Raw genomic sequence first — 21,925 nt, 5'->3', positions numbered from 1 at the left:
GCCCAGGCCAGGAAATGGCGACTCGTCAGCTCCGGGCCATTATCGCAGCGAATCGATAGCGGCGCGCCGCGATGCATATCGTATGCTTGGATACGCCCATCTCGCGGGCTACATCCTCGGCCTTCCGGCCCGCCTCCAACTGCTTCAGCGCACCAATCATCCGCGCTTCACTGTGCTTGCTCTTCGACATCTCCCGCTCACCCTCTGAATACGAAAATCATATTCCGGTCTGTGCGGAAATTTGGGAGCAGATCAATTCCACAGACGTTCACGCACAGCAACTTGCAAACACCAGCGTTTTCGCGGTCATCGGCTGTACGCCGCTCATTCCAGAGACGTTCCCGGCGGGGAACTTCAGGTTACTCCACAGCTCCCATTCTGGGGTGACGTGTCACCTTACTTCCCATGCGAAGCATGGCGCTCTTCAGGGATGTCGGCAGGAGAGATAATTTCAGTGCCGCAGGGATGCTGCTGGGGGATGCGGGAGGGTGATCCCTGGCTACCGCCATAGATGCAGGCAGGCCGTCCCTTCGGGGACGGCCTTGCTCGACGATGGCGTCATTGCGAGTCGGCGGGCAGATCGAACCAGCGGCGATCTTCGGCGGTATGGATGAGGTCGCCGATTCGCAACTCCACGCGTTCTTCGGTGCTCTGCGTGTTCTTGCGGCTGAAGGCGTAGAGGATGTGATTTAGTATTCCGCTCCCCTCAGGGCCGATGTACTTGCTCAGATTGATCTTCTCCGTAGGCACTTCGTATCGCCTGCACAGCTCGCCGATCAACTCAACCGCGTCATCGCCGTCGATGCCAAGCTGATAAAAAGTCTTCTCTGGCGTAATGCTACTTTCCGGTCTACCAGTCTTCTTGGCTACCAGAGCGAGCACTTCCTCTGCTACCGACATAGGTGCATTCTCCTGATTTTAGTAGTCAGCATCATCCGGCCAAACGCACGACAGAAAATCAGCGCCACTCTTGATTAGCAACGCCTCTCCGACTACAGGAACCCACCTTCCTACGACCCCACCAAGAACGCTGGATTCTGCAAGGGGATTTATAAGCGTCGGAGCCCATGTTGATGGGATCGTTTGAGGCAAAACGGATCGGAAGAATTGCGATGCTATAGAGGTTCCAGGTGTAAAGTTACCGATCTTGGTTCCAGTAGAGAGAATATTCGAACCAGCAGCTAGTAAACCCGCACCTGCACCGGCGGTACCAGCCGAGCCGGTCGCGCATGAAACGATTGCTTTACCGAACTTCTTCCAAGGATTTTGAGTCGTGTTATTTGGGGCGATACATGTTGAGATCGCTTGATCTCCTCCGCGGCCAAATCCCCGTCATGTCCCGAAGGTAAACGAAAAGCGGGTATTCAATTGCCATGCCTGCAAACCAGATTAGCCTCCACTCTTGGATGTGAATCAGCAGTGTAATGAAGACCGCGAGGTGCGCCGCCAAAAGAAGTATAAGCAATCCCCAGAATCTCCAATTTATAAACGCCTCTCTGCTCCGAGAGATGAAGAAGCCGAAGAGAAATAGCGTATTCGCCGCCAAGCCTCCCCATCGAATTAATTCATCGTGGGTTAAAGAAGTTTGGGCGAGCACTAGCGCTAAACAGACCATGGTCAGTGAAATCAACAAATACAGTGTGAAATCACGCAGTCTGGCGGTGTGGGGACGAGATTTCGCAATAGATTTCATTGGCATCCTCTGGCTTCAGCAATGATTGAGTCAACGGCTGCTATTCCAAAATTCAAGGCCAATAATCCATCTGACACCTTCGCAAACCCCTCAGCTCTAGTAAGCCCTGCTCGTACGATGCTTGAGCGAAGTGGTACAGTAAGACCCCTTGAAACACTCCAGGCAGCAGCGGCTTGATAGGCCGCTTGGGTTTGTGAATCAATGTAGCCCTGTATGACTCCAACAGCTCCATTTGCATCCGGCCCAGGGATAGGATTCAGGTCGGCGAGCAGCGTCGGGATTCCAACATTCCCAACACAATTCTTTACGTCCTTCCACCACTGCTTCAGGTAGTACATTGTCTCACTACTTGGGGCACCACCGCCCCCACTAGGAAGTTGATATGGGATGTTCGAGAATAATTGTTGGTACAGAAGCTGGCACATAGGATCGCTCATATTACAAGTATCCGGTGATCCTCCTCCAGACATTGACGTGCCAAAACAGGGGCCATCAACCCCATCAGGGCATGGGATCTGCACTATAGGGTTACATCCGCTACCATCAGCACCACAAGGACCGCTATCTATGCCACCATCATAGCCGCCGCCATCTCCACCATAACCGCCGCCATCTCCACCATAACCGCCGCCATCTCCACCACCATCACAATCCCCCGGATCGTCATAATCTAAACAATCACCGCTTTCATCCAGTCCCGACGAATCAACATAGTGCAGTGGATTATTCAACACATACACATAGCGGTTGAAGCTCTGCGGATTGGTGGCATCATAGCTCCCAGAATAGGGGTCAGGAGACAACCAGCGCCCCTGCGTGCTGCTGTACTGCCGGAACTGCGCATGGTCGGTTCCCGAATCGCTGTCCGAGTCAAGCCCGGCATAGTGATAAGTATCAGTGTCAGAGCCTGAAACTATCGTCTGCGAATCGCCAAAGGGCAGCGAACTGTACTTGCCTTCCACCGTGCCATTATAGGAGGTACGCACACGTTCCGTACCCTGCCAGTCCTGGTGCTGGAAGTGCACTGCGCCCGCCTTGTGATAGGCAACCGGCTTCGCGCCCCAGTAATACTGTCCTTGAAGCTGAGTCTGCGTCGTCCCGCTCAATGTCCAGATCGAGACACGCTGCCCGTTGGCATTGAAAACATACCCCGTCGTCCCCGCGCTGTTAGTAGTCTCAATACGATGGTTCAGTGCGTCATATACATATGTCGCCGCCGTCGTGTCTACCGCAGTAATGTTTCCTTCTGCATCGTACGTGTAGTGGTGCAGACCGTCGTAGGTCATATTGCCGGCCGCGTCATAAGTGTAACCGCTGATCTGGTTGTTGGACGCCGTGAAGCTGTATTGCGGAGCAGGGCCGCTGCCGCTCGTCACATTCTGGTGCCAGCGGTTTCCGTAACGGTCATAGTCATAGGTAAAGTTCTGCGTCGTACCCGAGGTCACCGTCCGCCCTGTAAGTCGATTGAACTCATCATACGTATAGTTCACACTCTGGCCCTGCACGGAATCCATTGAATTCGTCATTCGGACGCCTTTCCAGCCAGCCGTGAAGCCGTATACCGTTGTCCCTCCCGTGCAGGAAGCTGAAGTGCTATTCGAGCACACCCATCCACCATTGGCACGCCCCAGCGTGTCATAGCTATAGACACCTTTGAGACCGTTACCGAGCGAGAAGCTCAGCGGACCGGCAACTCCGTTGGTAATACCCGAGAGGATTGCTGGCGGATCGTTCGTATCATTGAGGGAACTGGTAAGCGTCATTACCTCATTTGCCACGGAAACCGTATATGTACTCTGCACGCCTGTGCCATCCGTCGAGGTCAGAAGGTTGCCCGCCCAGTCATAGCTATAGTGCAGTTTGTGATTAAGGCTCGCCGTCCCGCAACCCGCAGGCAGGCACTGATCGAGGTCCGTCACTCTGCCCATCTGGTCGTAGCTATAGATGGTCTGCGCATTTGAGACGGCAGCCTTCGATAAGCGGCCCTTCAGGTTCGCCTGCGTTAGATCACTCCAACTGGCGCTCGCGTCGTAGCTGAAGGTCTTGGTCGGAGTCACTCCATCGTTATACGTAATGCTGACGACTCGCCCGAGAAGATCATATTGTGTTGTCGTGGTGGTAGTCGTCGATGCGCTAGTCTGGTTGGCTCTTGGCTTGGTACGAACAACCTGCAAGCCCGTGCTGTTGATCGCGTAGGAATAACTTGCCGTGCCAGTCTCCGGCTCTGTAACAGAAATTGTTCTTCCCAGCCAGTCTGCCTTGAAAGTCCGCGTCTGTGCCCCCTGCGTAACGGTAGTAACGGTCGCCCCGCTCGACACTGAATAGGAGTATGAGGTCAGGTAGCCGTTTGCGCTGATATCCGTTCCACAACTCACTGGGGTTCCACTGCCCTGTAGTGAAGAAGACGATACTTCGCAGATTGATTTAGAACGCCCCAAACCATCGATTTGCAGAATACGCGCTGCACCATTCTCGTCTGTGAGCTTAGTCGCGCGTCCCGAGTACAGATACGATTGAGACTCCGAACTCGAACGCGTCACGGTTAACGGCCTTCCCAGGGCATCGTAGGTCGAGCTTGCCCCTGTACTCGCTCCGGAACAGACTTTCGCAGAACCGCTACCGCTTCCCTGGTATGGATAAGAAACGTACTTCAGGTTGCCATTCGCGTCATAGCAGTAGTCCTGCTGGTACCAGGGATTGGTCCCTTGGCCGTTCTCTACAAGAACCCGGCTCGTCCGGCCATAACCGTCGTAGATTACCTCCGAGGTTCCATGAACGGTGCTGTTTTGGTAGGTCTCAGATGTCGTGCTGTTCGCCGCATACGACACGGTCGTCTTCCCAACGACCGGATAATCTGTTTCGAGCGGCCTCAGCATCGAATCATAAGACGAGAAAGTTGTCGTCTGCCCATTCAGATCCGTGGAACTCGTGGGCAAGCCGGTATGCGAAGTGTCATAACCGGCGGAGGAACTAAGAGCAATTCCACTCGAAGGCGTTGGCAGCGTCGTACTTAGGTTATAGACGTAACTGCTGTCATAGCCATAGCTCGTCGTGCCTGTCCCGGGCCCTGCGTACGTAAGCACAGAACCGGTATCTTTATACGTATACGTCGAAGTGAGATAGGCGCTCGATGTGGAATAGCTCTTAGCGGTCGTCAGATTGCCGCGTGCCCCGCTTACCGACACATGCTGCGGCACCCCTGAACTCGAAGATGGCGTGCTCTCATCGTAGGCGTATTGCAACTTCCCTACCTGGTTACCGCTCCCGTCGTAAGAGTCCACCTCTGTAGGAAGCCCAGCGATGCTGTACCCGTATGTCATCTTCTTCTGGCTCAGAAGTAAACCTCTATTCGTCGCACCCGAGGCGAAATCATAAACGTCCACCTCGGTCTGGTCTCCGTAAGCGTCGTACTTCGTGGTCGCGCCGTGTGTTTGGGCCCCATTCAGCGTTTCATATGTATCGATCTCCGCGAACGCCGCTGTAGGCGCTGCCGTGGTATTTGTGCATGCAGCAGCTGTGCCCGTCCCGTTGTAGCAGGTCGTCCGCGTCAGCAAAAGTGTTCCGCTCGTCGTCCCTTGATAAATCTTCCGCTGTGTCTCGTAATAAGCATTTACCGTCGTACTGCTTGCCTCGACGAAGTCGTACACCTGATTATTCCCAAAACCATCCTGGACCACGGTATGACTCGTCCCCGTACCGCTCGGGGAACTGCGCGTATACGTCCAGGAGGAGGAATCGGAATTAGAGTCTGCGTCGAGCTTTCGCGTCAGCCCCGATGTACTTCCATCTGCGCACTCGATGCCGGTGCCATTGCTTCCTCCGGTGTAGCTATAGTGAATTGTCCCTCCCTGCGGCAGACGTATGCTTGCAACCCGCCCAGTTACACTCGTCGAGGCCCCAGGTGTCGACTCATAGCCAAACTGGTAATAAGTGCCGTCGGGAAAGGTGATCTTATCCACGAGAGGTGTTGATGTCGCCGCATACTCCCCCACGCCACTGCATTGGAAGTTCGTCTGCACCATCCTCGTCACATAGCTTACAGTCACTGCCCGCGAAGTACCGCCCGTGTCGGTATAGGTAAATGTATGCGCACTTGGGGCACTTCCCGCTACCGTAAGTACTACCTGTCCTGTCGTATCCTTGAAATGGCCACTTCCGTCTACGCTGATCTCATTGCCGTTCGCGTCTGTAACGGTTGATGTTCCGGTATTTGTATTGACAGGAACATCAAAAGTGTGTTTAAAGCGATCCGTTATGATTCCGTCTGGGTATCCATATCCTGTTCCGTCGCTCGAGATCTTATACCCAGATCCATCACTGGCATTAATCGGAATGGTATTTGTAGTGACTCCGGTGCAGAGATTCTCCATATATCTGCCTGGAAACGGGTGAGACACACCATATGCGTCGTGATAGACAGTCCCAGTAATAGTCAGCGTTGAAGGATGCGTGTGAGCCCCCGAGCAGTCACCAGAAACCTGTGCCTGAGAGTAGCTAAGATAACCGGAAATAATTTCGGTATCACCCTGCCATCCAAACTCCTGTGCAGGTTGCCACGTCAATGATCCGTTGACACTGACAGGCGTCCAGATCGAACTGTCATAGCCCAGGTTGTAATAAAAAGGAAGCCCGCGGCCAGCTTTGTTCAGAACTGGAATGCTGAGATGAACATTTAGGTTCCCGACGTTAATCGTATCCACACCTTTTGTGTCGAAGGTGCCATTTGCATACGTACCAGTAGCAACCTGGCCATACGTGGGAACAAATGCAAGAACCATAGCAAAAAAGAAAAAAGAGACCTTCCAGAGCATCGTGCGCATAAGGCTCACCTTCGTGAAGTTGTGGTCAATTGATCCGTACCGTGCTCACAACAATGTCAAGCTGAAGCGTACCGTTTACATATCGCTGGATATGAAAAGGCACCTGCACTCCATTCACTTGGCGGTAGTTCGAGAAACGAATATCAATGGCTATCTGAGTAGGCGCGCCATCATCCGGATGAACCGAATAAGACAGGCCAAGAGGGCGCAGCGTAGCCGAGTCAAGCCAGAGATCAGTACTGCTGTCGGAACTGATCTTGCTGCCTAGTGATTCGGGTAAGCCGCTTAGAGACACATTGCTCCGCAAATGACGATAGCTGCCTGTGCCATCAGGATTATCAAAGCCTAAATCGGAAACTCTCAAAGAGTTCTGCATGAAAGAGGATTGCAGAGAAAATGCAGGCAGAAACCACAAGAGAGGCTTCAGGCAGCTATCCGAACTAATCGCATGAGGCGCTCCGTCCGCTCCGGTCCAGCTACATGTCGTGGTCGGTCCTATGCCTGTCTGGGACTCGGTCTTCATACCACTGCTTGCAAGTAGAAGCTGCATCTGCGAAGAGCCATTCGCTGAAGCTGTCATGCTCACAGTGCCCGTATCCTCCAGGCTTCCCATGTGCCACGACGCATTGCCGGATATCTCAACCTGCTGTACAGGTTGCCCTCCGGAAAATCTCGCGCCTATTTGCTCGACTATGTTCTGAGAAGCGGCCGCCTGAGCCGAGATGGCTTGCTCCCCCTGATTGATGAACACGATCCCTGAAAACAAGGCAAGAGTGCATGCTATCTGGATTGATCTCATCTCAAAGGGGCTCCCCAGGCCCCGTAAGTAGCCATACAATTGCACGCATCTGCCAAAATGACAAAGCACGAAGGTCTAATTCCCTTTAGTAATCAAGGGTGTAAATTAAGCGGCACGCCTTCCCGACAGATATCAGGTACCCTCGGCACTTCAAAGGCAAACGAACAGTTATCTTTACCCTGAAACAGCGATGACAGTGCTCTGAGCCTGTCTAAAAAACCAAGTAGAGAAATGCCGGGAGGTGTATGCGAGGTCCAAGAGCGTGTTTAGGTTCATGACATGCCCTCCGAGCTATTTGACCGATGGGCAGTGGGAGAAGCTGGGACCGTTGTTGCGTGATGCCGCCTGAGACATGCAGATCCCGCAAAGACCCACCACGGCGCATGACTGAGGCGGTGCTGTATGGAGTGAAGACAGGTCCCCGATCTAATGGGCATAAGGGGTTATCCACGCCCACATGGACAGATGCAGCACATTGGTCATGCGAGTAGTCTGGCCACATATCTGTTCAGAAAGCAGGAAAGCTGGAAACGCACGAATGACAATCACGCGCAATGCCTTCCAATTCGGAAACAACTTCAAACCGAGCAACCTTGTTGTTTGACAAGACGAGATACGCCAGGTTGAAAACACAATCCGTGACGGTTCACGGCTGTTTCTCATTGGCCCGCGTGGGTATGAAAAACCACAATTTTACGCGCTGAGCAGAGAAATATGATCGGCAAGGGAGCCATTGCGTTGCACGTCAACGCAGAGGCCACGCCGGACGTATGGAAACTGATCGATGAGATTGTGCAGGCTGCCTTAGAGCAAGGACTGAAGATGTGGGCTCCAATCGCTCCTGACAGTTCGGTCAACAGTCATCATCAGATTGCCAGCCTGGCGAAGACATTGGGTTGGCTGGATAGAGCGGCTGGAGAACAAGCGAATGGTCGGCCGGTTGCGCTCATCATCGACGAATTTACAGACTTGATGGCTCGTTTCGGGACAATCGCGGAAGGTCAGATTCGTGCTGTCGTCCAGGAACACCAGAATCTTGGTTACATCTTTTCTGGCTCGGATGTCCAGCTAATGATGGACATGACCGGGAAACACAACCGACCGTTCTATCGCGGCGGAGCTTGCCTCTATCTCCGCCCATAAGACAAGTCGGCAGCGTAGTGACTTAGCATATCGGCCATGCCCGCAGAATGGAATGAGTGTAGCTGAAGCTGGTAAAGTATTTTCATAGACTTCGGTGACCCCATACTCAGGCACCTGACGAGCTCGCTCCCGAAGAGGGTAGGAAGATGAAATGGCCGCCAACAATAGCGGCCATTTCTATTGCAGCCGGCTTTATTCCTAATTTCAGAAAAGGCTCAAAAGCCTTTTATTTTCAATCTGTTTTCATGGCATCAAGACACCAAGCTAAGTTTTCGGCATCTGCGCCATATTAGCGTTTTGTGTTGCTATTATGGCGTTGATACATAAAAAGGCAAAAGCATGACTCAGGGCCTAAAGGCCTCCTTTCATTCAGCTGGGATTTATTGCCGGAACTGAAATCCCGGCCTGTCTTTTTCGTGGCGATTCTCAGGAAAGGCCGAAGGATTTGCTCACTATCTTTCGCCAGGCTGCTGCTGGAAGAAGGCGGATTAGTGTGGACGCTCCTTGTGTTTCGATGGGGTAGCGGAGTTTGTCGGAGTTATCTGTGGCGGCCTTGAAGATTGCCTCCGCAACGCTGGCCGGGCCGGGGAGCCTGGAGTCTGCCGCAGACGATTGCTCCATGCGCTTGCTTACGGCGCTCAAGCCGGGTTCATAACTGCCGTGCTGCGCGAACACCTGTTTGAACTTAGTCTTGATTCCACCGGGTTCTATGAGCTTGATTCGTATATGAAGAGGCTGCAGTTCGTAGTAGAGGGATTCGCTCAGGCCTTCCATGGCGAATTTTCCTGCGCAATATGGGGAGAGGAACGGCACTCCGAACCGCCCCACAATTGATGAGACATTGACGATTACGCCATGCCCTTGTTTGCGAAAGGCTGGCAGGGTTTCCTGAATCATTCTTACGGCACCGAAGAAGTTTGTCTGAAAGTGCTGCTCTACTTCCGACAGGGGAATGGCTTCCAGAGGACCAGCCAGTCCGATGCCTGCGTTGTTGATGAGTACGTCGATGGAGCCAAAGCGCTGAAGCACCGCGGCGATTGCTGATGAGACGGATTGGGGACTGGTTACATCCAGAGGCAGCGTGAAGGCGTTTGGGGAATGGCTCCACGCTCCCAGCGTCTCCGGTTTGCGGGCAGTGGCAGCGACTTGCCATCCGCGCTTGAGGAAATATTGTGCTGCTGCTTCTCCGATGCCGCTGGATGCGCCTGTGATGAGAACTGTTTTCATAGGTGGATGTTTGCCGTCCTTTTATTTTGGATTATATTATCCAAAATGAAATTTCGAGGCTGCGCGATGCAATAAATTTGGCGTGGAGGATGCTTGCCGCGAAGCTTTCTGAAGGGGATGCAGGCCGTGGTTGTGAGAGATAATCCGGTATGGCACGCCCGAAGGAGTTTGACCGAGATAAAGCGTTGCGCCGTGCAATTGCTACGTTTTCACAGAAGGGATTTGCAGGCACTTCAACGGATGATCTGATGCAGTCGATGGGGATTGGGCGCCAGAGCATGTACGACACGTTTGGCGACAAGCGCGCGTTGTTTCTGGAAGCGCTTCAGACGTATTCCCGTGAAAGCACAACGCCGATTGTGGAGGAGCTTAGAAAGACAGGTTCGCCGCTGGGGAATGTTCATGATGCTCTCATGCTGTTTGCCAGTCGGAAGGACATTGCCAGCACGGATGGGTGCATGGGGATCAACTCAATCTGTGAGTTTGGCTCGCAGGATGTTGAGGTTCTGCAGTCAATGCGCGGCGGTGGAGCGGATTTGCGGCAGGCCTTGATTGCCACGCTGAAACGGGCTTTGAAGGAAGGCGAGTTATCTGCGGATGTTGAGATCGATGCGCTTGCGGATTTTTTTCAAGCTACGCTGGCCGGTATACGCGTGGGTGCAAAGGCGGGAATGAGCCGTGCATCCCTGGTGCGGCTTGCGAAGACGGCATCGCAGCTTTTCCGCCCGCAGTAATTGCGCAGGCGCGAATGGAAGCAGGAAGAGACGGCGATGAAACAGAAACGATTGCTCTCGGCTCTATTCATGGTGGCGGTTGCCACTGGCATGTTTACGATGACCTCTGAGGCGTAGACTGCGAAAAGTGCAATGCAATGGGAAAACCAACCGAAGACGTGGAAGCAGGAAGGTGGTTCACTGCTGGAAACGGTGCCTGCCGGCACGGACTACTGGCGGGTTACTCACTATGGATTTGTTCGCGATAGCGGGCCGTTTCGCTATGAGACGCGCAGCGGAAACTTTGAAGCGAAGGTGAAGATTTCGGGCAAGTACCATGAGCTGTATCATCAGGCCGGTTTGATGATTCGCATTGACGACAAGAACTGGATCAAGACGGGCATCGAGTTTGTGAATGGTCATTAGAACGTGAGTGCCGTGCTGACAAGGGAGTTTTCGGACTGGTCGGTATTGCCGCGCACGGATAATCCCGCCTCCATCTGGATGCGGCTGCAGCGCTTTCACGATACGGTGCAGATTTCCTACTCGCTGGATGGGACGAAGTGGTCCATGATCCGGCTGGCTTACTTTCCGCCGAACGTGCCGGTGAAGATTGGCATGGTTACGGCTGCTCCCGGCAAGGAATCTTTTGAGGCTCGCTTTGACGAGTTCAGCGTTACTGATTTGACCACTGCTCCCAAGGAGGACTGAGAGTTTCTCAGTCCTCTTTTGCCGGGTTGTGCTGGGCGGCTGCGAGGTTGATGGTGGTGTTGTGGGCGGCGCGGATGAGCCAGTTTCCGTTGGGCTGCTTGAGGAAGATGTAGGACATGCGGTCGTGCATGTTTTGTTCGAGGCGGCCTTCGGGAGTGGTGAAGTCGCCCATTTTTAGTGTCATGATGGCCAGCGCTACGCCTGGCGCGATTCCTGCAATGTTGGTTTCGAGGATTTCCTGCTTGACTCCGCGGAAGATGGTGGAGAGGAAGGCGGTGTGCGCCTTCATGACGGCGGGCTTGCCGCGCCAGTGCATGCCTACGATGTTGATCCAGTCACAGTCTTCGGTGAGGCAGGAGGCGTAGGCGGGCATGTCGTTGGTGTTCCATGCGTTGGAGAGTGTGTCTATTGTGTTCTGGATGGCCTGGGTGTCTTCGGCAGAGAGCATGTTTTCTCCTTGGTTCCTTGATATGGGCCCGATTTTGTTGGCGGGGTGGGCTCTGCGTTCATGAATATCGCGGATTTGTGCTAGCCCGATTGAAAATTTCGGACATTTTTGACGTTTGGGGAGTTATGTCGGAAATGTTCAATTCTGCTGAGGAGGGTTGCGCTAGATTCTCACTATCAATTCAGCGGGGCGTGGGCTGGAGGGGGCTATGGCGACGATTGCGGTGTCGGGAACAAAGGGGATTGCTACCGAGCGGAGCTTCTTTTTCTGGATGGCGGTTGTGATTGCGGTGACGGCGTATACCGGGTTTGGCCTGAATGCGGCGTTGGGGCGCGTGAGGGGGCCGTTGCCGGTGCAGGTGTATCTGCATGCGCTGGCTTTTGGCGGCTGGGTGCTGCTTTATGTTGTGCAGTGCTGGCTGGTGAACAGGGGCTCGGTTGCGCTGCATCGCACGCTGGGGTGGTTTGGAACGGTATTGTCGGCGGTGATGGTTCCGCTGGGAATTGCTGTGACGGTGATGGCGATGCAGCGTGGCGCTGTGCCTCATTTCTTTCCGTCGAATATTTTTCTTGTGGTGAATGTGGAGGGGATAGTTGTTTTTGGTGTGCTGGTGGCTGCGGCGGTTGCGTTGCGGAAGCAGAAGGACTGGCATCGGAGGCTGATGTGTTCTGCGGCGCTGGTGCTGGCTGCGCCGGCGTTTGCGCGGCTGTTGCCGATGCCGCTGCTTGGGCCGTTTGGCCCCTGGGCGATTACCGGAAGCATTCTTACATTTGCGTGGGTGGGGGTGTTTTTTGATCTGGCGCAGAGGAGGAGAGTGCATCCGGCGTGGTGGTGGGGGATGGGCTCGATGCTTCTAATCAACCTGGCGCTGGGGCCGATTGCCTTTCATCCGGCGGTGCAGGCGCTGGCTACGCGGCTTATGGGGCGGTAGCACTCAGGTTGAGGGAATGCGCGCCCAGTTGGTGAAGAAGGTTGAAGGTGGCAGGCCGGTGAGGTTGCGGCACTCGCGGACGAAATGTGCCTGGTCGGCGTAGCCGGCGGCGTGGGCTAGCTCGGTCCACAGCACTTCCGGTTGTTTTTGCCGGGCGGTGAAGACGGAGTTCAGGCGGATGGTGCGGGCGTAGAGTTTGGGATTGAGGCCGATTTGTGCAGAGAAGCGGCGGGCGAACTGGCGCTCGCTGAGGCCGGTCCATTGCGCGAGTGCTTCGATGCGCGTTTGGCCGCCGGAGCGCAGGAGCATGCGGGCGGCCATGTCTACCTGGTCGATGGGGCGGACGTTCTGCACGAGTTTTCCGAGCCATGCTTCGGAGGCAGCGATACGGCTGGGGAAGTCTGGCGCGCGGAGTACGACATCGCGCAGGCCGGTGGTCATCTTTCCGAATACGTCGGCCATGGCTACGCCACGGTTGGCGATTGCGTTCATGTCGAAGCGGAGGAGGCGGTGGATGGCGCCGGGCTGGAGGCGGATGGAGAAGGCGCGGATTTCTCCAGCCATGAAGAGGCGCGTGGTTCCTACGCCGTGCGGGCCGACGAGGGAGACTTCGGGGGAGAGGTCGAAGTCTTCGTGCGCGTGGGAGACGCGGTAGCGCTCGGCCAGGTAAATCTCGATGAAGAGGTCGGGGCGGGCCGGGAGGGGGTGCGTGAGGCTCGCTTTGCCGAAGTGCGCGCTTCGCTCCTCAAAGGCGGCGACGAGCGTGCACAGTTCGGGCGAGGACGGAAGGTGTTCGAGGAGCATCGGCAGTGGTCCCCTGGGTGGAGTAGGCTTACCGGCTGATGGGCGTGGCTTGATGGCGCGCCAGTTGCCACCTGTTATCTCGAAAGACGAAGACGTTGGCGAAGCGCAGGTCAAATTGTCCGGAATGGCCTTTGTAGGTTCCTTCCAGATGTTCGACGCCTGTGACCAGGGCAGCCTGACCGTAGATGTTTACCTTCAACTGTGAGTCTGTAATAACGGCAGGCTTGAGGTCGCCGGAGGAGAATTTGGCGATGTCCTCCTCGCGAGAGGACTCCGCGCCATTCATAAGGCCGACGGTGAACTCTTTGGCGTAGAAGTTCTCAAGAAAAGGGATGTTGCCCTTGACTCTTGCTTCGGCCCAGTCGTGCTGGAGCTGAAGCAAGGTGTCTTCGTTTGCTGATTGTGCCCGCAGATGTGGCGGTTGCAGGAGCAGAACAAGCAGGATGATTCCTAAACTACTGATAGGGTTGGAGTGTTTCTTCATGACTCCTCCGTCCGAGTAGTGGCTTAATTTTGAATGGATAATTGCCCTAAAGAAATCCCGATAGGAGAAGGATACCTTGTTCCTGGGGGAAGCGCAGTCCGAATCGCGGTGGCAGTGGGGGAGTGCTTGTCACAGGCTGCTTTGCCGCGGGCCGGAGATGGAATGTGACGCGGAGCACACCAGTTGAGGCTCGCGTGCTCGAACTTAGCGTTTGCCCGGTAGAATCAAGGGTAGAGATACGACTTGAGAATGAGCACAACTGAGAATCTTCCCGACGCTGAGATGCAATCTGATTCGTTACTTTCCGGTACCCGCTTTGTGCGGGCCTGCCTGCGCAAGCCTGTTGACCGTACGCCTGTTTGGTTTTTGCGGCAGGCGGGGCGCTATATGGCGGAGTATCGCGAGGTTCGCAAGCACCATACGCTGGTGGAAATCTGCAAGCAGCCAGAGCTTGCTGCGGAAGTGACGATTACTGCCGCGGAAAAGCTGGGCGTAGATGCGGCGATTATCTTTGCCGACCTGCTGTTGCCGCTGGAGCCGATGGGGCTCGATTTTGAGTTTCAGGCGGGCGAGGGGCCGGTGGTACATAAGCCTGTGCGGACGGCGGAGGATGTTCGTGCGCTGCGGACGGATCGCGCGGGTGATTTGGATTATGTGGCGCGGGCGATTCAGAAGGTGGCGGCGCATTTTCGCGACCGGCTGGGGATTATAGGCTTTTGCGGCGCGCCGTTTACGCTGGCCAGCTACATGATTGAGGGCGGCAGCTCGCGGAATTACATTGAGACGAAAAAGCTGATGTATGGCGAACCGGCGGCGTGGTCGCTGCTGCTGGACAAGATTATTACGGTGCTGGTGGAGTATTGCCGTCAGCAGGTGCAGGCCGGGGCGGACGTTATCCAGATTTTCGATAGCTGGGTGGGGTCGCTTTCTCTGACTGATTACCGCGACTATGCATTTGAGGCGACGAAGCGGCTTGTGCGCGCTGTGCAGGATCTGGGTGTGCCGGTTATCTACTTTGGCGTGGAGACGGCGGGGCTGCTGGGGCAGATGGCGGAGACCGGGGCGGATGTTCTGGGGCTCGACTGGCGGCAGCCGCTTGCGGATGGCTGGGCTGCGGTGGGGCATACGCGGGCGGTGCAGGGGAATCTTGATCCGATTACGCTGTTTGCGCCGCAGGAGATTCTGGAGGCGCGGGTGCGGGAGATTTTGCGCTCGGCGAACGGAAGGCCGGGGCATATTTTCAACCTTGGGCACGGGATTGTTCCGGGGACGCCGGTGGAGAATGTGCAGGCGGTGGTGAAGATGGTTCGCGAATTCAAGTTGCAGGAGGGTGCGAATGTCTAAGTTGGCTGTTCTTCTGCTGGCTCACGGTACGCCGGAGACTATCGACCAGATTCCTGAATACCTGCGCAATGTTGTGAGCGGCAGGCCGATGCCGCAGCATGTGGTCGAGGAGATTCAGCATCGCTACTCGTTGATTGGCAAGAGCCCGCTTACGGAAATCACGATGGAGCACGGGAAGCTGGTGGAGGCCGAGCTGGCGAAGCTGGGACGCGGGGTTCCGGTGTATGTGGGGATGCGCAACTGGCGGCCTTATATTCCGGATGTGGTGAAGCAGATGGTGGCGGATGGTGTTGAGGAAGTGGCGGTTATCTGCCTTGCGCCGCATAACTCGAGGACCAGTGTGGGACTGTATCACCGGGCGGTGCTGGCGGAGGCGGGGAAGATCCGGTTTGACTTTACGGATAGCTGGGCGGACTCGCCGCTGTTGGCGGAGGCCTTTGCGGAGCGGCTTCGCGCTGCGCAGGAGCGCATCAAGGCGGAAACTGGCGAGTACGCTCCGGTGCTGTTTACGGCGCACTCGGTTCCGACGCGAACCATTCAGCCGCCTGCGCCGGATGAGAATCATCCGCGGCATTGGCCGGGAGAGGGCGCGGACCCCTACGCGGAAGATGCGCGGAAGACCGCGGAGCTGGTGGCTGCGCTGGTTCCTGAGATTCCGGCGTGGCACTTTGCTTTCCAGAGCCAGGGAGCCAGCGGGGGGCCGTGGATTGGCCCGACGGTCGAGGAGACGATTGACCAGTTGGCCAACCAATCGGTGCGGAACCTCATCCTACAACCTATAGGGTTTCTCTGCGATCACGTCGAAATTCTCTATGACGTGGATATCGCGTTTAAAAAATATGCAGCAGAGAAGTGTATACATCTGGAGCGTCCTGAGTCGCTGAATACTTCCCAGACCTTGGCCCGGGCCGTAACCGAATTGGCGGTATATGCAATGGATTGTTTACGTTCCTGATTTGGGACGTAAACACTTGCGTTGCCAGTTTGGAAGTGCTGGTACTTAAAAGAGTGCTATCGCTGTATATCCCTTGGGGGCTCATACGTCAAAGTGGTATAAAGGAAACCAATTGATGCGTTTGCGGTTGAACGTTGCACGAGCTGCGCTGTATCAGGGGGGCCTTACATTTCAGTTCATTCCAGGCGCTTCCGATCCTGGAAGTGTAGAAGGTACAAGATGGGGGCAAAAGAAGTAGCAAATGTCTCGGCGGAACCCGTCCGCGGCATTATCTGTCCGAAATGCGGAAGCAAGCAACTGCAGCGTGTTTCGCGGGACGGATTTATGCAGGAACGGATTCTTCCTTCGTTTGGTCTTTACCCATGGGAGTGCACGGATTGCAGAGTCGTTACGCTGCATCGTTCCCGTGGTGGCCGCAGATACTCCCGCAAGAAGAGAGAGCATCGAGCCGAGGCCGGTGAATAAATACGATCCTTTCAGTTGCCGAACCTGTACTCCGGCACATTTCTAACAACTCCAACTTCAAGCAGCACAATTGATTCGAACAAAAGAAGCAACACCTGCCGGCATCCGGCATGGTATACGTTTGCTCATGCCCTTGAAACGCGCTTTCTGCTGTGTTCTGCTTTCTGCCTTTCTCTGTCTTGCGGCGACGAGCCATGCGGCACCCAACGCCCGCAGGCTCGCACCCGCTCCGCCTATGGGCTGGAACAGTTGGGACGCCTACGGACTCACCATTACAGAAGAGGATTTCAGGGCAAACGTCCAGGTGCTGGCAGGAATGCGGCAGCTTGGATGGCGATATGCCGTGATTGACGAAGGCTGGTACATGCGTAACCCCTTCGGCAGCAACCTGGCGGAGCGCAATTACCTTTATGACGCGAATGGTTTGCTGCTGCCAACGGTGGAGCGCTTTCCTTCTTCGGCCAATAATGCTGGTTTCAAGCCGCTGGCGGACTGGGTTCACGGCCAGGGGTTGAAATTTGGCATTCACATTATTCGGGGAATTCCGAAGCAGGTGGTGAAGGAGAATCTGCCGATTGCGGGCTCCTCTTTGCATGCCGCCGATGCCGCGGATACTACCGAGACTTGTCCCTGGGATGACGCCAACTTTGGCGTGAAGGATAATGCTGCCGGGCAGGCTTATTACGACTCCATGCTGGCGCGTTATGCGGCATGGGGCATCGACTTTATCAAGGTGGATTGCATCTCCGACCATCCTTACCGACCTACGGAGATTCGCCAGATTGCGGAGGCGATTCGCAAGACGGGGCGGCGTATTGTTCTTAGCCTTTCGCCGGGGCCAAGCAAGATTTCTCTCGCCGCCGATATTGCGAAGTATGCGCAGATGACGCGCATTACGGACGATCACTGGGATACGTGGCACAATCCGCACAAGGACACTTCATCAGAATTTAACTTTGGGCTGGTGGATGAGTTTGAGCGCATTGCAGAATGGAATCGCTATGCGCGGCCCGGCTTCTGGCCGGATGCGGACATGCTCCCGGAAGGTTCGCTGACGCCGCATCCCGGATGGGGCGAGCCAAGGCAGTCGCGCTATACGCAGGACGAGCAGCGCACGGAGATTACGCTGTGGGCTATTTCGCGCTCGCCGCTTATCTTTGGCGGCAATCTTACGAAACTCGACGACTTTACGCGTTCCCTGCTGATGAACAGGGAAGTGTTTGAGATGAACCAGAAGGCCACGGAGAGCGGGCCTGCGATTATGCCGGTTGACAACAAGCCGGAGCCGCCGCAGCGTGCGTGGTATGCCCGCGTGGGCGGCAGGACGTATGCCGCTGTTTTCAATACGGGCGATGCGCCGCAGACCATCGATATTCCCTGGACAAGCTTTCATCTTGCGAACAAGCCATATGCGGCTTATGACGTTTGGGCCGGCAAGTACCTTCTTAAGGCGGAGGCGCTGCATGTGGATCTTGCGCCGCATGCATGCGCGCTGTTTCGTGTGAAATAAAAATGCTGGTGTACGGCAGAGGCATATGGGGTGCGTCTATACCTGTGTGCCGCTATGCGAAAATGAGTGTATTGATATGTCAGTTCTACGGTCCACTTTTATTGCCCTTTCTCAGAATCGCAGCCTGCGCCGTTTTGGCGAGCGATCGCGTATTGGAACCAAGCTTAGTTCCCGTTTTGTTGCAGGGCTGGATATCGATGATGCCCTTCGCGTTGCCGAAGCGGTGAACCGGCAGGGCATTGCCGTGACGCTGGATGCGCTGGGCGAAAGCGTGACTAATGACGCCGAGGCGCATGCCGCGGCGGACACGTATCACAAGCTGCTGGATGAGATTGCTGCGCGCAAGTTGAACTCCAATGTCAGCGTGAAGCTTACGCAGATGGGACTTGCGCTTTCGCCGAAGCTTGCGGAGAACATTGCTCGCGAGCTTGCGCAGCATGCGCGTTCGATTGGCTCCTTTGTGCGCATTGACATGGAGGACTCGACGCTTACGCAGGTTACGGTGGACATTGTGCGGCGCATTCATGCCGAGCCGGGGATGCGGGGCGCGATTGGCGTTGTGATCCAGGCGTATCTGTACCGCTCACAGGCTGACATTGACCAGCTTATTGCGGAAGGAATTCGCGTGCGGCTGTGCAAGGGCGCTTACAAGGAGTCGGCGAACGTTGCCTTCCCGGCGAAGAACGATGTGGACGCGAACTACATTCGCCTGTCGTGTAAGCTGTTGGAAAGCCCGATCTATCACGGCCTTGCTACGCATGACCAGGCGATGATTGAGGCCGCGAAGAACTACGCCGCGCAGCATGGCATTGAGCCGAGCCGCTTTGAGTTCCAGATGCTGTTTGGCGTACGGCGCGATTTGCAGCGGCAGCTTGTGCATGATGGATACAACGTGCGCGTTTATATTCCGTTTGGGCGCGAATGGTATCCGTACTTCATGCGGCGGTTGGCGGAGCGGCCTGCGAACGTGCTCTTCCTGGCTAAGAATCTGCTGAAGTAGGGACGAGATGGAGTGCTGCGAGACTGTGGCTGCATTCCTACTGGATTGATTGGAAAACGAAAAAGCCTGCTGAAATTCATCAGCAGGCTTTTTCGTCCTTCGTCACTCGTCCTTTGTTACTAGTTGACCGGCTTTGCCTGGCCGTTCTTCAGGCTTTCGTTGATGATGGAGCGGATTTGCTGGTCGGCGTCGTGGGCTGCGCGGCCCAGTTCGCCGCCCAGCTTGCCTTGCTGCTGGCCTATCTTTGCCATCTGGTCTGACATGTCTTTGTAGGCTTCGGCTCTGGCTTTATACGCTTCGTTATTGATGACTATTTTCGTCTGGTCGCTGGCGTAGTTTTTGGTCAGGGCCTTCATCTTTGCATTAATTTCCGCCATCTTCTTTTCGTCGATGGGGTCAATCTTCGGCGCTTCAAGCTGGGCCATCTGGTTGATTAACTGGTTCAGCTTGACGTTAAAGTCGGGCTCTGTGGCCTGTAACTGCGCCATCTGGTGCTTGATGTCATCGAGTTGCTTCTGGTCTATGACAACTTTCTGGGGCACAGAGATGGTTGCCATTTCCTGACGCAGTTCGGCCATTTGCCGATTGAACTCTGGCTGCCGTGCGCGGAACTCGGCCATCTGCCTGTCGAACTCCTGTTGGTTAAAGCCCGATGCCGCCAGCTTTTCGCTCAACTCCGCTCGCAGGCGGTCGGTTTCGTCTCTCTGCTGTTTGCTTGCGGCTTTCATCTGCTGGCTCAGGGCTTCCATTGGCTGGTAGAGCTCGTGGATGTGCGCCATTACCTGCGGGTCGTCCACGATGTACTGCTTGCCGTCGCGGGTGAACCAGAGGAACTCGCTGCCGTGGGCCTGTGCGCGGGCTTTGTCGAGAGCGCCGGTGTGGTAGTCGCCGGAGAAGCGGACGTGCTGGCCGTCTTTCGAGATGACTGCGTAGGAGTCGCGGTCCTGTGCGGTTGAGTACGAGTAGTCGTACGCATGCGGGTATGCGGAGAAGTATGTGGACGCAATCGACGGCCCTGCACCGACACTCACGTTGACATCCGGATTGGTTTGGATGGTCATGCTTGTTGGCATGTTCGCACTTACTTTTGGGATTGCGAGGACAAATGTGTCCGGTGCCGGAGGAGTGGGTGGGGCTGCCGGAGCAGGCTCGGGGGCCGGTGCCGGGTTGGGTTCAGGGGCTGTTTCAATTGGTGCGGAATCCGGGTGTGAGACGCCTGTTGCCGGTGCTTGCGTTGGCGCGCTTTGAGGTGCGCTGACTGCGGGAGCCTGCGTGGTGGGTGGTGCTGGCTGCTGTGTGGCCTGCGCTTTTGCTTCTACGCGTGCCAGCGTTGTGGCGGCAAAGACTGCCAGCGGAGCCAGTACGGCAGCCGTCAGCACGCGTGCGCGTCCGCCTGCAAAGGCTTGTTGGAAGCGTGTCTCATTTAGAAGGCGTTCCATTCGTTCTGTCATCTTTCCGCCGCGTGCCATGGCTACTCCCATTTGTGTTGCATGAGGTTGCATTGCAAATTCCAGGAGGATTTGCGCGTAGGATGTGCGGCTTTCAGCCTGCTGTACGGCGGCGTGGTCACTGATGGCTTCACCAAGGTCGGAGAGCTTGCGCTTCAGCCACCATCCCAGCGGGCTGAACCAGAAGATGGCCGCGTAGATGCCCGCTGCGAGCTGCAGGTAGAAGTCGAACTGGCGTACGTGCTCGCTTTCATGTGCGAGTACGATGCGTAGCTTTTCGCTGTCCCACTCGGTGAACTCGGCGGGGAGAAGGATGCCCGAGCCGATTGTTATCGGGGAGGTGATTTCGTTGTGCACGCGCACGCGGCCATACGGCAGTTCCATTTCGAGGGGATAGCTTTCTGCCCATAGCTGGATTGCCGATGCCAGTCCATAGAGAAGCCGGAGCAGCAGCGCTGCCGCTATGCCGAGATAGAGTGCGAGAGCTATATCGATGGCTGCGGAACGCGTGGCCTGTGGACGTTGCTGCATCTCCGGGGCAGGGTACTGCGGGCCCAGTGCTCGCTCCATTTCGTGCGGCGCGGAGGAGGCTTCCGGCGCTGCGCTTGTTTGGGCTGTGTCGAGGAGAAGCGGAGTTACGTCTTCCAGCACAGGAGCAGCGCCAGCCGGAGTCTGCGCTGCAGCCGCTTCCGCGAGGCGTGTGCGTATTGCCGTAATTCGTGTATTGGCTGCGTCGGTAATCGTGGCTGCGTCGGGAATCCATGCAGGCATCCACGGCAGGCGCGCTGCCAGCGGCGTTAGCAAGGGCATGGCAGTTGCGCCGGCCAGCACCAGTGTCCATGCGGCTTTTTGTGCGGCAACGCCGCGCACGCGCAGGGCCCACAGGCCTGCCGCGACGACGGCTGCGGCTGCCGCGCCGCGCAATGCCGCATCGCCCATGACAACTACGGAATCCCAGCCAATCGCTATCATCGCCTTGCCTCCTTCTTGTTCGCCGCTTCTTTCTGTGCCTCTGCAATGCGCTTTGCCAGCCGATCGAGCTCGTCGCGGTCCAGCACCTTCTGGTCCACCATGCCGACGAGCAGCGCCTCGACGCTGCCTTCGCAGAACCAGTCCACGATGCGCCTGGCTGCGCGAGCTGCTACGTGCTGGCGCGTCTCTGCGGGGCGGTAGAGAAAGGTTCGGTTCTCCACCGCGTGCGTCACATAGCCTTTTTCCTCAAGCCGACGCAGCACGGTGCGTACGGTTGAGTCCTTGAGTGGCCGCGCAAGCTCTTCGCGGGCCTGCTCTGCTGTTACGGTTCCCAACCGCCAGACGATGGAAAGCAGCTCTCGCTCAAGCTCACCCAGTTCGCTGGGGTCGTGGGCTGCATCGGGTACAGGTGGAGTGTTACGCGCCATAGTGTTACTGACTGTAACACATGAAAAGAG

At 56.0% G+C, this 21,925-nt stretch carries 18 protein-coding genes and 2 pseudogenes; 8 read left to right on the top strand and 12 right to left on the bottom strand.

Features of this window, described 5'->3' with window-relative positions; translation table 11 throughout:
• Nucleotides 1-100: 100 nt before the first annotated feature.
• The 6 genes and pseudogenes from AC5S3R_RS15415 to AC5S3R_RS15390 form a co-directional block, all read right to left on the bottom strand.
• A pseudogene (locus tag AC5S3R_RS15415) lies at nucleotides 101-160 on the bottom strand (hypothetical protein); the annotation flags it as partial.
• Between the two features lie 398 nt (nucleotides 161-558).
• A complete protein-coding gene (locus AC5S3R_RS15410) occupies nucleotides 559-900 on the bottom strand; it encodes an acyl carrier protein (RefSeq protein WP_494267997.1) in 342 nt (113 codons plus the stop codon).
• Nucleotides 901-918: 18 nt separating this feature from the next.
• The gene (locus AC5S3R_RS15405) at nucleotides 919-1,239 is read right to left on the bottom strand and encodes an STM2901 family protein (protein WP_494268002.1); all 321 of its coding nucleotides are present in this window, start codon (nucleotides 1,237-1,239) and stop codon (nucleotides 919-921) included.
• A gap of 37 nt (nucleotides 1,240-1,276) precedes the next feature.
• Nucleotides 1,277-1,693 carry a hypothetical protein gene (locus AC5S3R_RS15400; protein ID WP_494267996.1) on the bottom strand — a complete coding sequence of 139 codons (417 nt, stop codon included), beginning with the start codon at nucleotides 1,691-1,693 and terminating at the stop codon, nucleotides 1,277-1,279.
• Nucleotides 1,690-6,513: an RHS repeat domain-containing protein gene (locus tag AC5S3R_RS15395; RefSeq protein WP_494267995.1), complete on the bottom strand. Its 4,824-nt coding sequence runs from the start codon at nucleotides 6,511-6,513 to the stop codon at nucleotides 1,690-1,692. Before AC5S3R_RS15395 ends, AC5S3R_RS15400 begins: the two co-directional genes overlap by 4 nt.
• A 25-nt stretch (nucleotides 6,514-6,538) precedes the next feature.
• A complete protein-coding gene (locus tag AC5S3R_RS15390) occupies nucleotides 6,539-7,312 on the bottom strand; it encodes a hypothetical protein (protein WP_494267993.1) in 774 nt (257 codons plus the stop codon).
• Between the two features lie 714 nt (nucleotides 7,313-8,026).
• Here AC5S3R_RS15390 and AC5S3R_RS15385 point away from each other — a divergent pair.
• On the top strand, nucleotides 8,027-8,455 hold the full coding sequence (locus AC5S3R_RS15385; RefSeq protein ID WP_494267991.1) for a hypothetical protein: 429 nt from the start codon (nucleotides 8,027-8,029) through the stop codon (nucleotides 8,453-8,455).
• A 426-nt stretch (nucleotides 8,456-8,881) separates the two neighbouring features.
• On the opposite strand, the gene AC5S3R_RS15380 is transcribed toward AC5S3R_RS15385, so the two are convergent.
• Nucleotides 8,882-9,682 carry an SDR family oxidoreductase gene (locus AC5S3R_RS15380; RefSeq protein WP_494267990.1) on the bottom strand — a complete coding sequence of 267 codons (801 nt, stop codon included), beginning with the start codon at nucleotides 9,680-9,682 and terminating at the stop codon, nucleotides 8,882-8,884.
• A 149-nt stretch (nucleotides 9,683-9,831) separates the two neighbouring features.
• Between AC5S3R_RS15380 and AC5S3R_RS15375 the strand changes: the two genes are divergently transcribed.
• Both AC5S3R_RS15375 and AC5S3R_RS15370 read left to right on the top strand, forming a co-directional pair.
• Nucleotides 9,832-10,416, top strand: a complete 585-nt coding sequence (locus AC5S3R_RS15375) for a TetR/AcrR family transcriptional regulator (RefSeq protein WP_494267989.1) — start codon at nucleotides 9,832-9,834, stop codon at nucleotides 10,414-10,416.
• A gap of 132 nt (nucleotides 10,417-10,548) precedes the next feature.
• Nucleotides 10,549-11,106 (top strand): annotated as a pseudogene (locus AC5S3R_RS15370) (DUF1349 domain-containing protein).
• Between the two features lie 7 nt (nucleotides 11,107-11,113).
• Here AC5S3R_RS15370 and AC5S3R_RS15365 read toward each other — a convergent pair.
• Nucleotides 11,114-11,554: an SgcJ/EcaC family oxidoreductase gene (locus tag AC5S3R_RS15365; protein ID WP_494267988.1), complete on the bottom strand. Its 441-nt coding sequence runs from the start codon at nucleotides 11,552-11,554 to the stop codon at nucleotides 11,114-11,116.
• Nucleotides 11,555-11,762: 208 nt separating this feature from the next.
• On the opposite strand from AC5S3R_RS15365, the gene AC5S3R_RS15360 reads away from it, so the two are divergent.
• Nucleotides 11,763-12,485, top strand: a complete 723-nt coding sequence (locus AC5S3R_RS15360; RefSeq protein ID WP_494267987.1) for a hypothetical protein — start codon at nucleotides 11,763-11,765, stop codon at nucleotides 12,483-12,485.
• Nucleotides 12,486-12,488: 3 nt separating this feature from the next.
• On the opposite strand, the gene AC5S3R_RS15355 is transcribed toward AC5S3R_RS15360, so the two are convergent.
• Nucleotides 12,489-13,289, bottom strand: coding sequence for a helix-turn-helix domain-containing protein (locus AC5S3R_RS15355; protein ID WP_494267986.1), 801 nt, complete (start codon nucleotides 13,287-13,289; stop codon nucleotides 12,489-12,491).
• Between the two features lie 28 nt (nucleotides 13,290-13,317).
• Entirely contained in the window at nucleotides 13,318-13,773 is a 456-nt protein-coding gene (locus tag AC5S3R_RS15350) for a nuclear transport factor 2 family protein (RefSeq protein WP_494267985.1), read from the bottom strand.
• A gap of 249 nt (nucleotides 13,774-14,022) precedes the next feature.
• On the opposite strand from AC5S3R_RS15350, the gene hemE reads away from it, so the two are divergent.
• The 4 genes from hemE (at nucleotide 14,023) to AC5S3R_RS15330 (ending at nucleotide 19,047) form a co-directional block, all read left to right on the top strand.
• Nucleotides 14,023-15,117, top strand: a complete 1,095-nt coding sequence (hemE, locus tag AC5S3R_RS15345) for a uroporphyrinogen decarboxylase (RefSeq protein ID WP_494267984.1) — start codon at nucleotides 14,023-14,025, stop codon at nucleotides 15,115-15,117.
• Nucleotides 15,110-16,072 (top strand): ferrochelatase, encoded by a 963-nt coding sequence (hemH, locus tag AC5S3R_RS15340; RefSeq protein ID WP_494267982.1) that lies wholly within the window; start codon nucleotides 15,110-15,112, stop codon nucleotides 16,070-16,072. Before hemE ends, hemH begins: the two co-directional genes overlap by 8 nt.
• A gap of 592 nt (nucleotides 16,073-16,664) precedes the next feature.
• Entirely contained in the window at nucleotides 16,665-18,047 is a 1,383-nt protein-coding gene (locus AC5S3R_RS15335) for a glycoside hydrolase family 27 protein (RefSeq protein WP_494267981.1), read from the top strand.
• Between the two features lie 76 nt (nucleotides 18,048-18,123).
• The gene (locus AC5S3R_RS15330) at nucleotides 18,124-19,047 is read left to right on the top strand and encodes a proline dehydrogenase family protein (protein WP_494267980.1); all 924 of its coding nucleotides are present in this window, start codon (nucleotides 18,124-18,126) and stop codon (nucleotides 19,045-19,047) included.
• A gap of 119 nt (nucleotides 19,048-19,166) precedes the next feature.
• On the opposite strand, the gene AC5S3R_RS15325 is transcribed toward AC5S3R_RS15330, so the two are convergent.
• Entirely contained in the window at nucleotides 19,167-21,467 is a 2,301-nt protein-coding gene (locus AC5S3R_RS15325; protein WP_494267979.1) for a M56 family metallopeptidase, read from the bottom strand.
• On the bottom strand, nucleotides 21,464-21,895 hold the full coding sequence (locus AC5S3R_RS15320) for a BlaI/MecI/CopY family transcriptional regulator (protein WP_494267978.1): 432 nt from the start codon (nucleotides 21,893-21,895) through the stop codon (nucleotides 21,464-21,466). Before AC5S3R_RS15320 ends, AC5S3R_RS15325 begins: the two co-directional genes overlap by 4 nt.
• Between the last annotated feature and the right edge of the window lie 30 nt (nucleotides 21,896-21,925).

The sequence above is a fragment of the Occallatibacter sp. FHG110214_02 genome (assembly GCF_059115385.1).
Note: the sequence above shows the minus strand (reverse complement) of the source record. Positions and strands in the feature narration are given on the sequence as shown.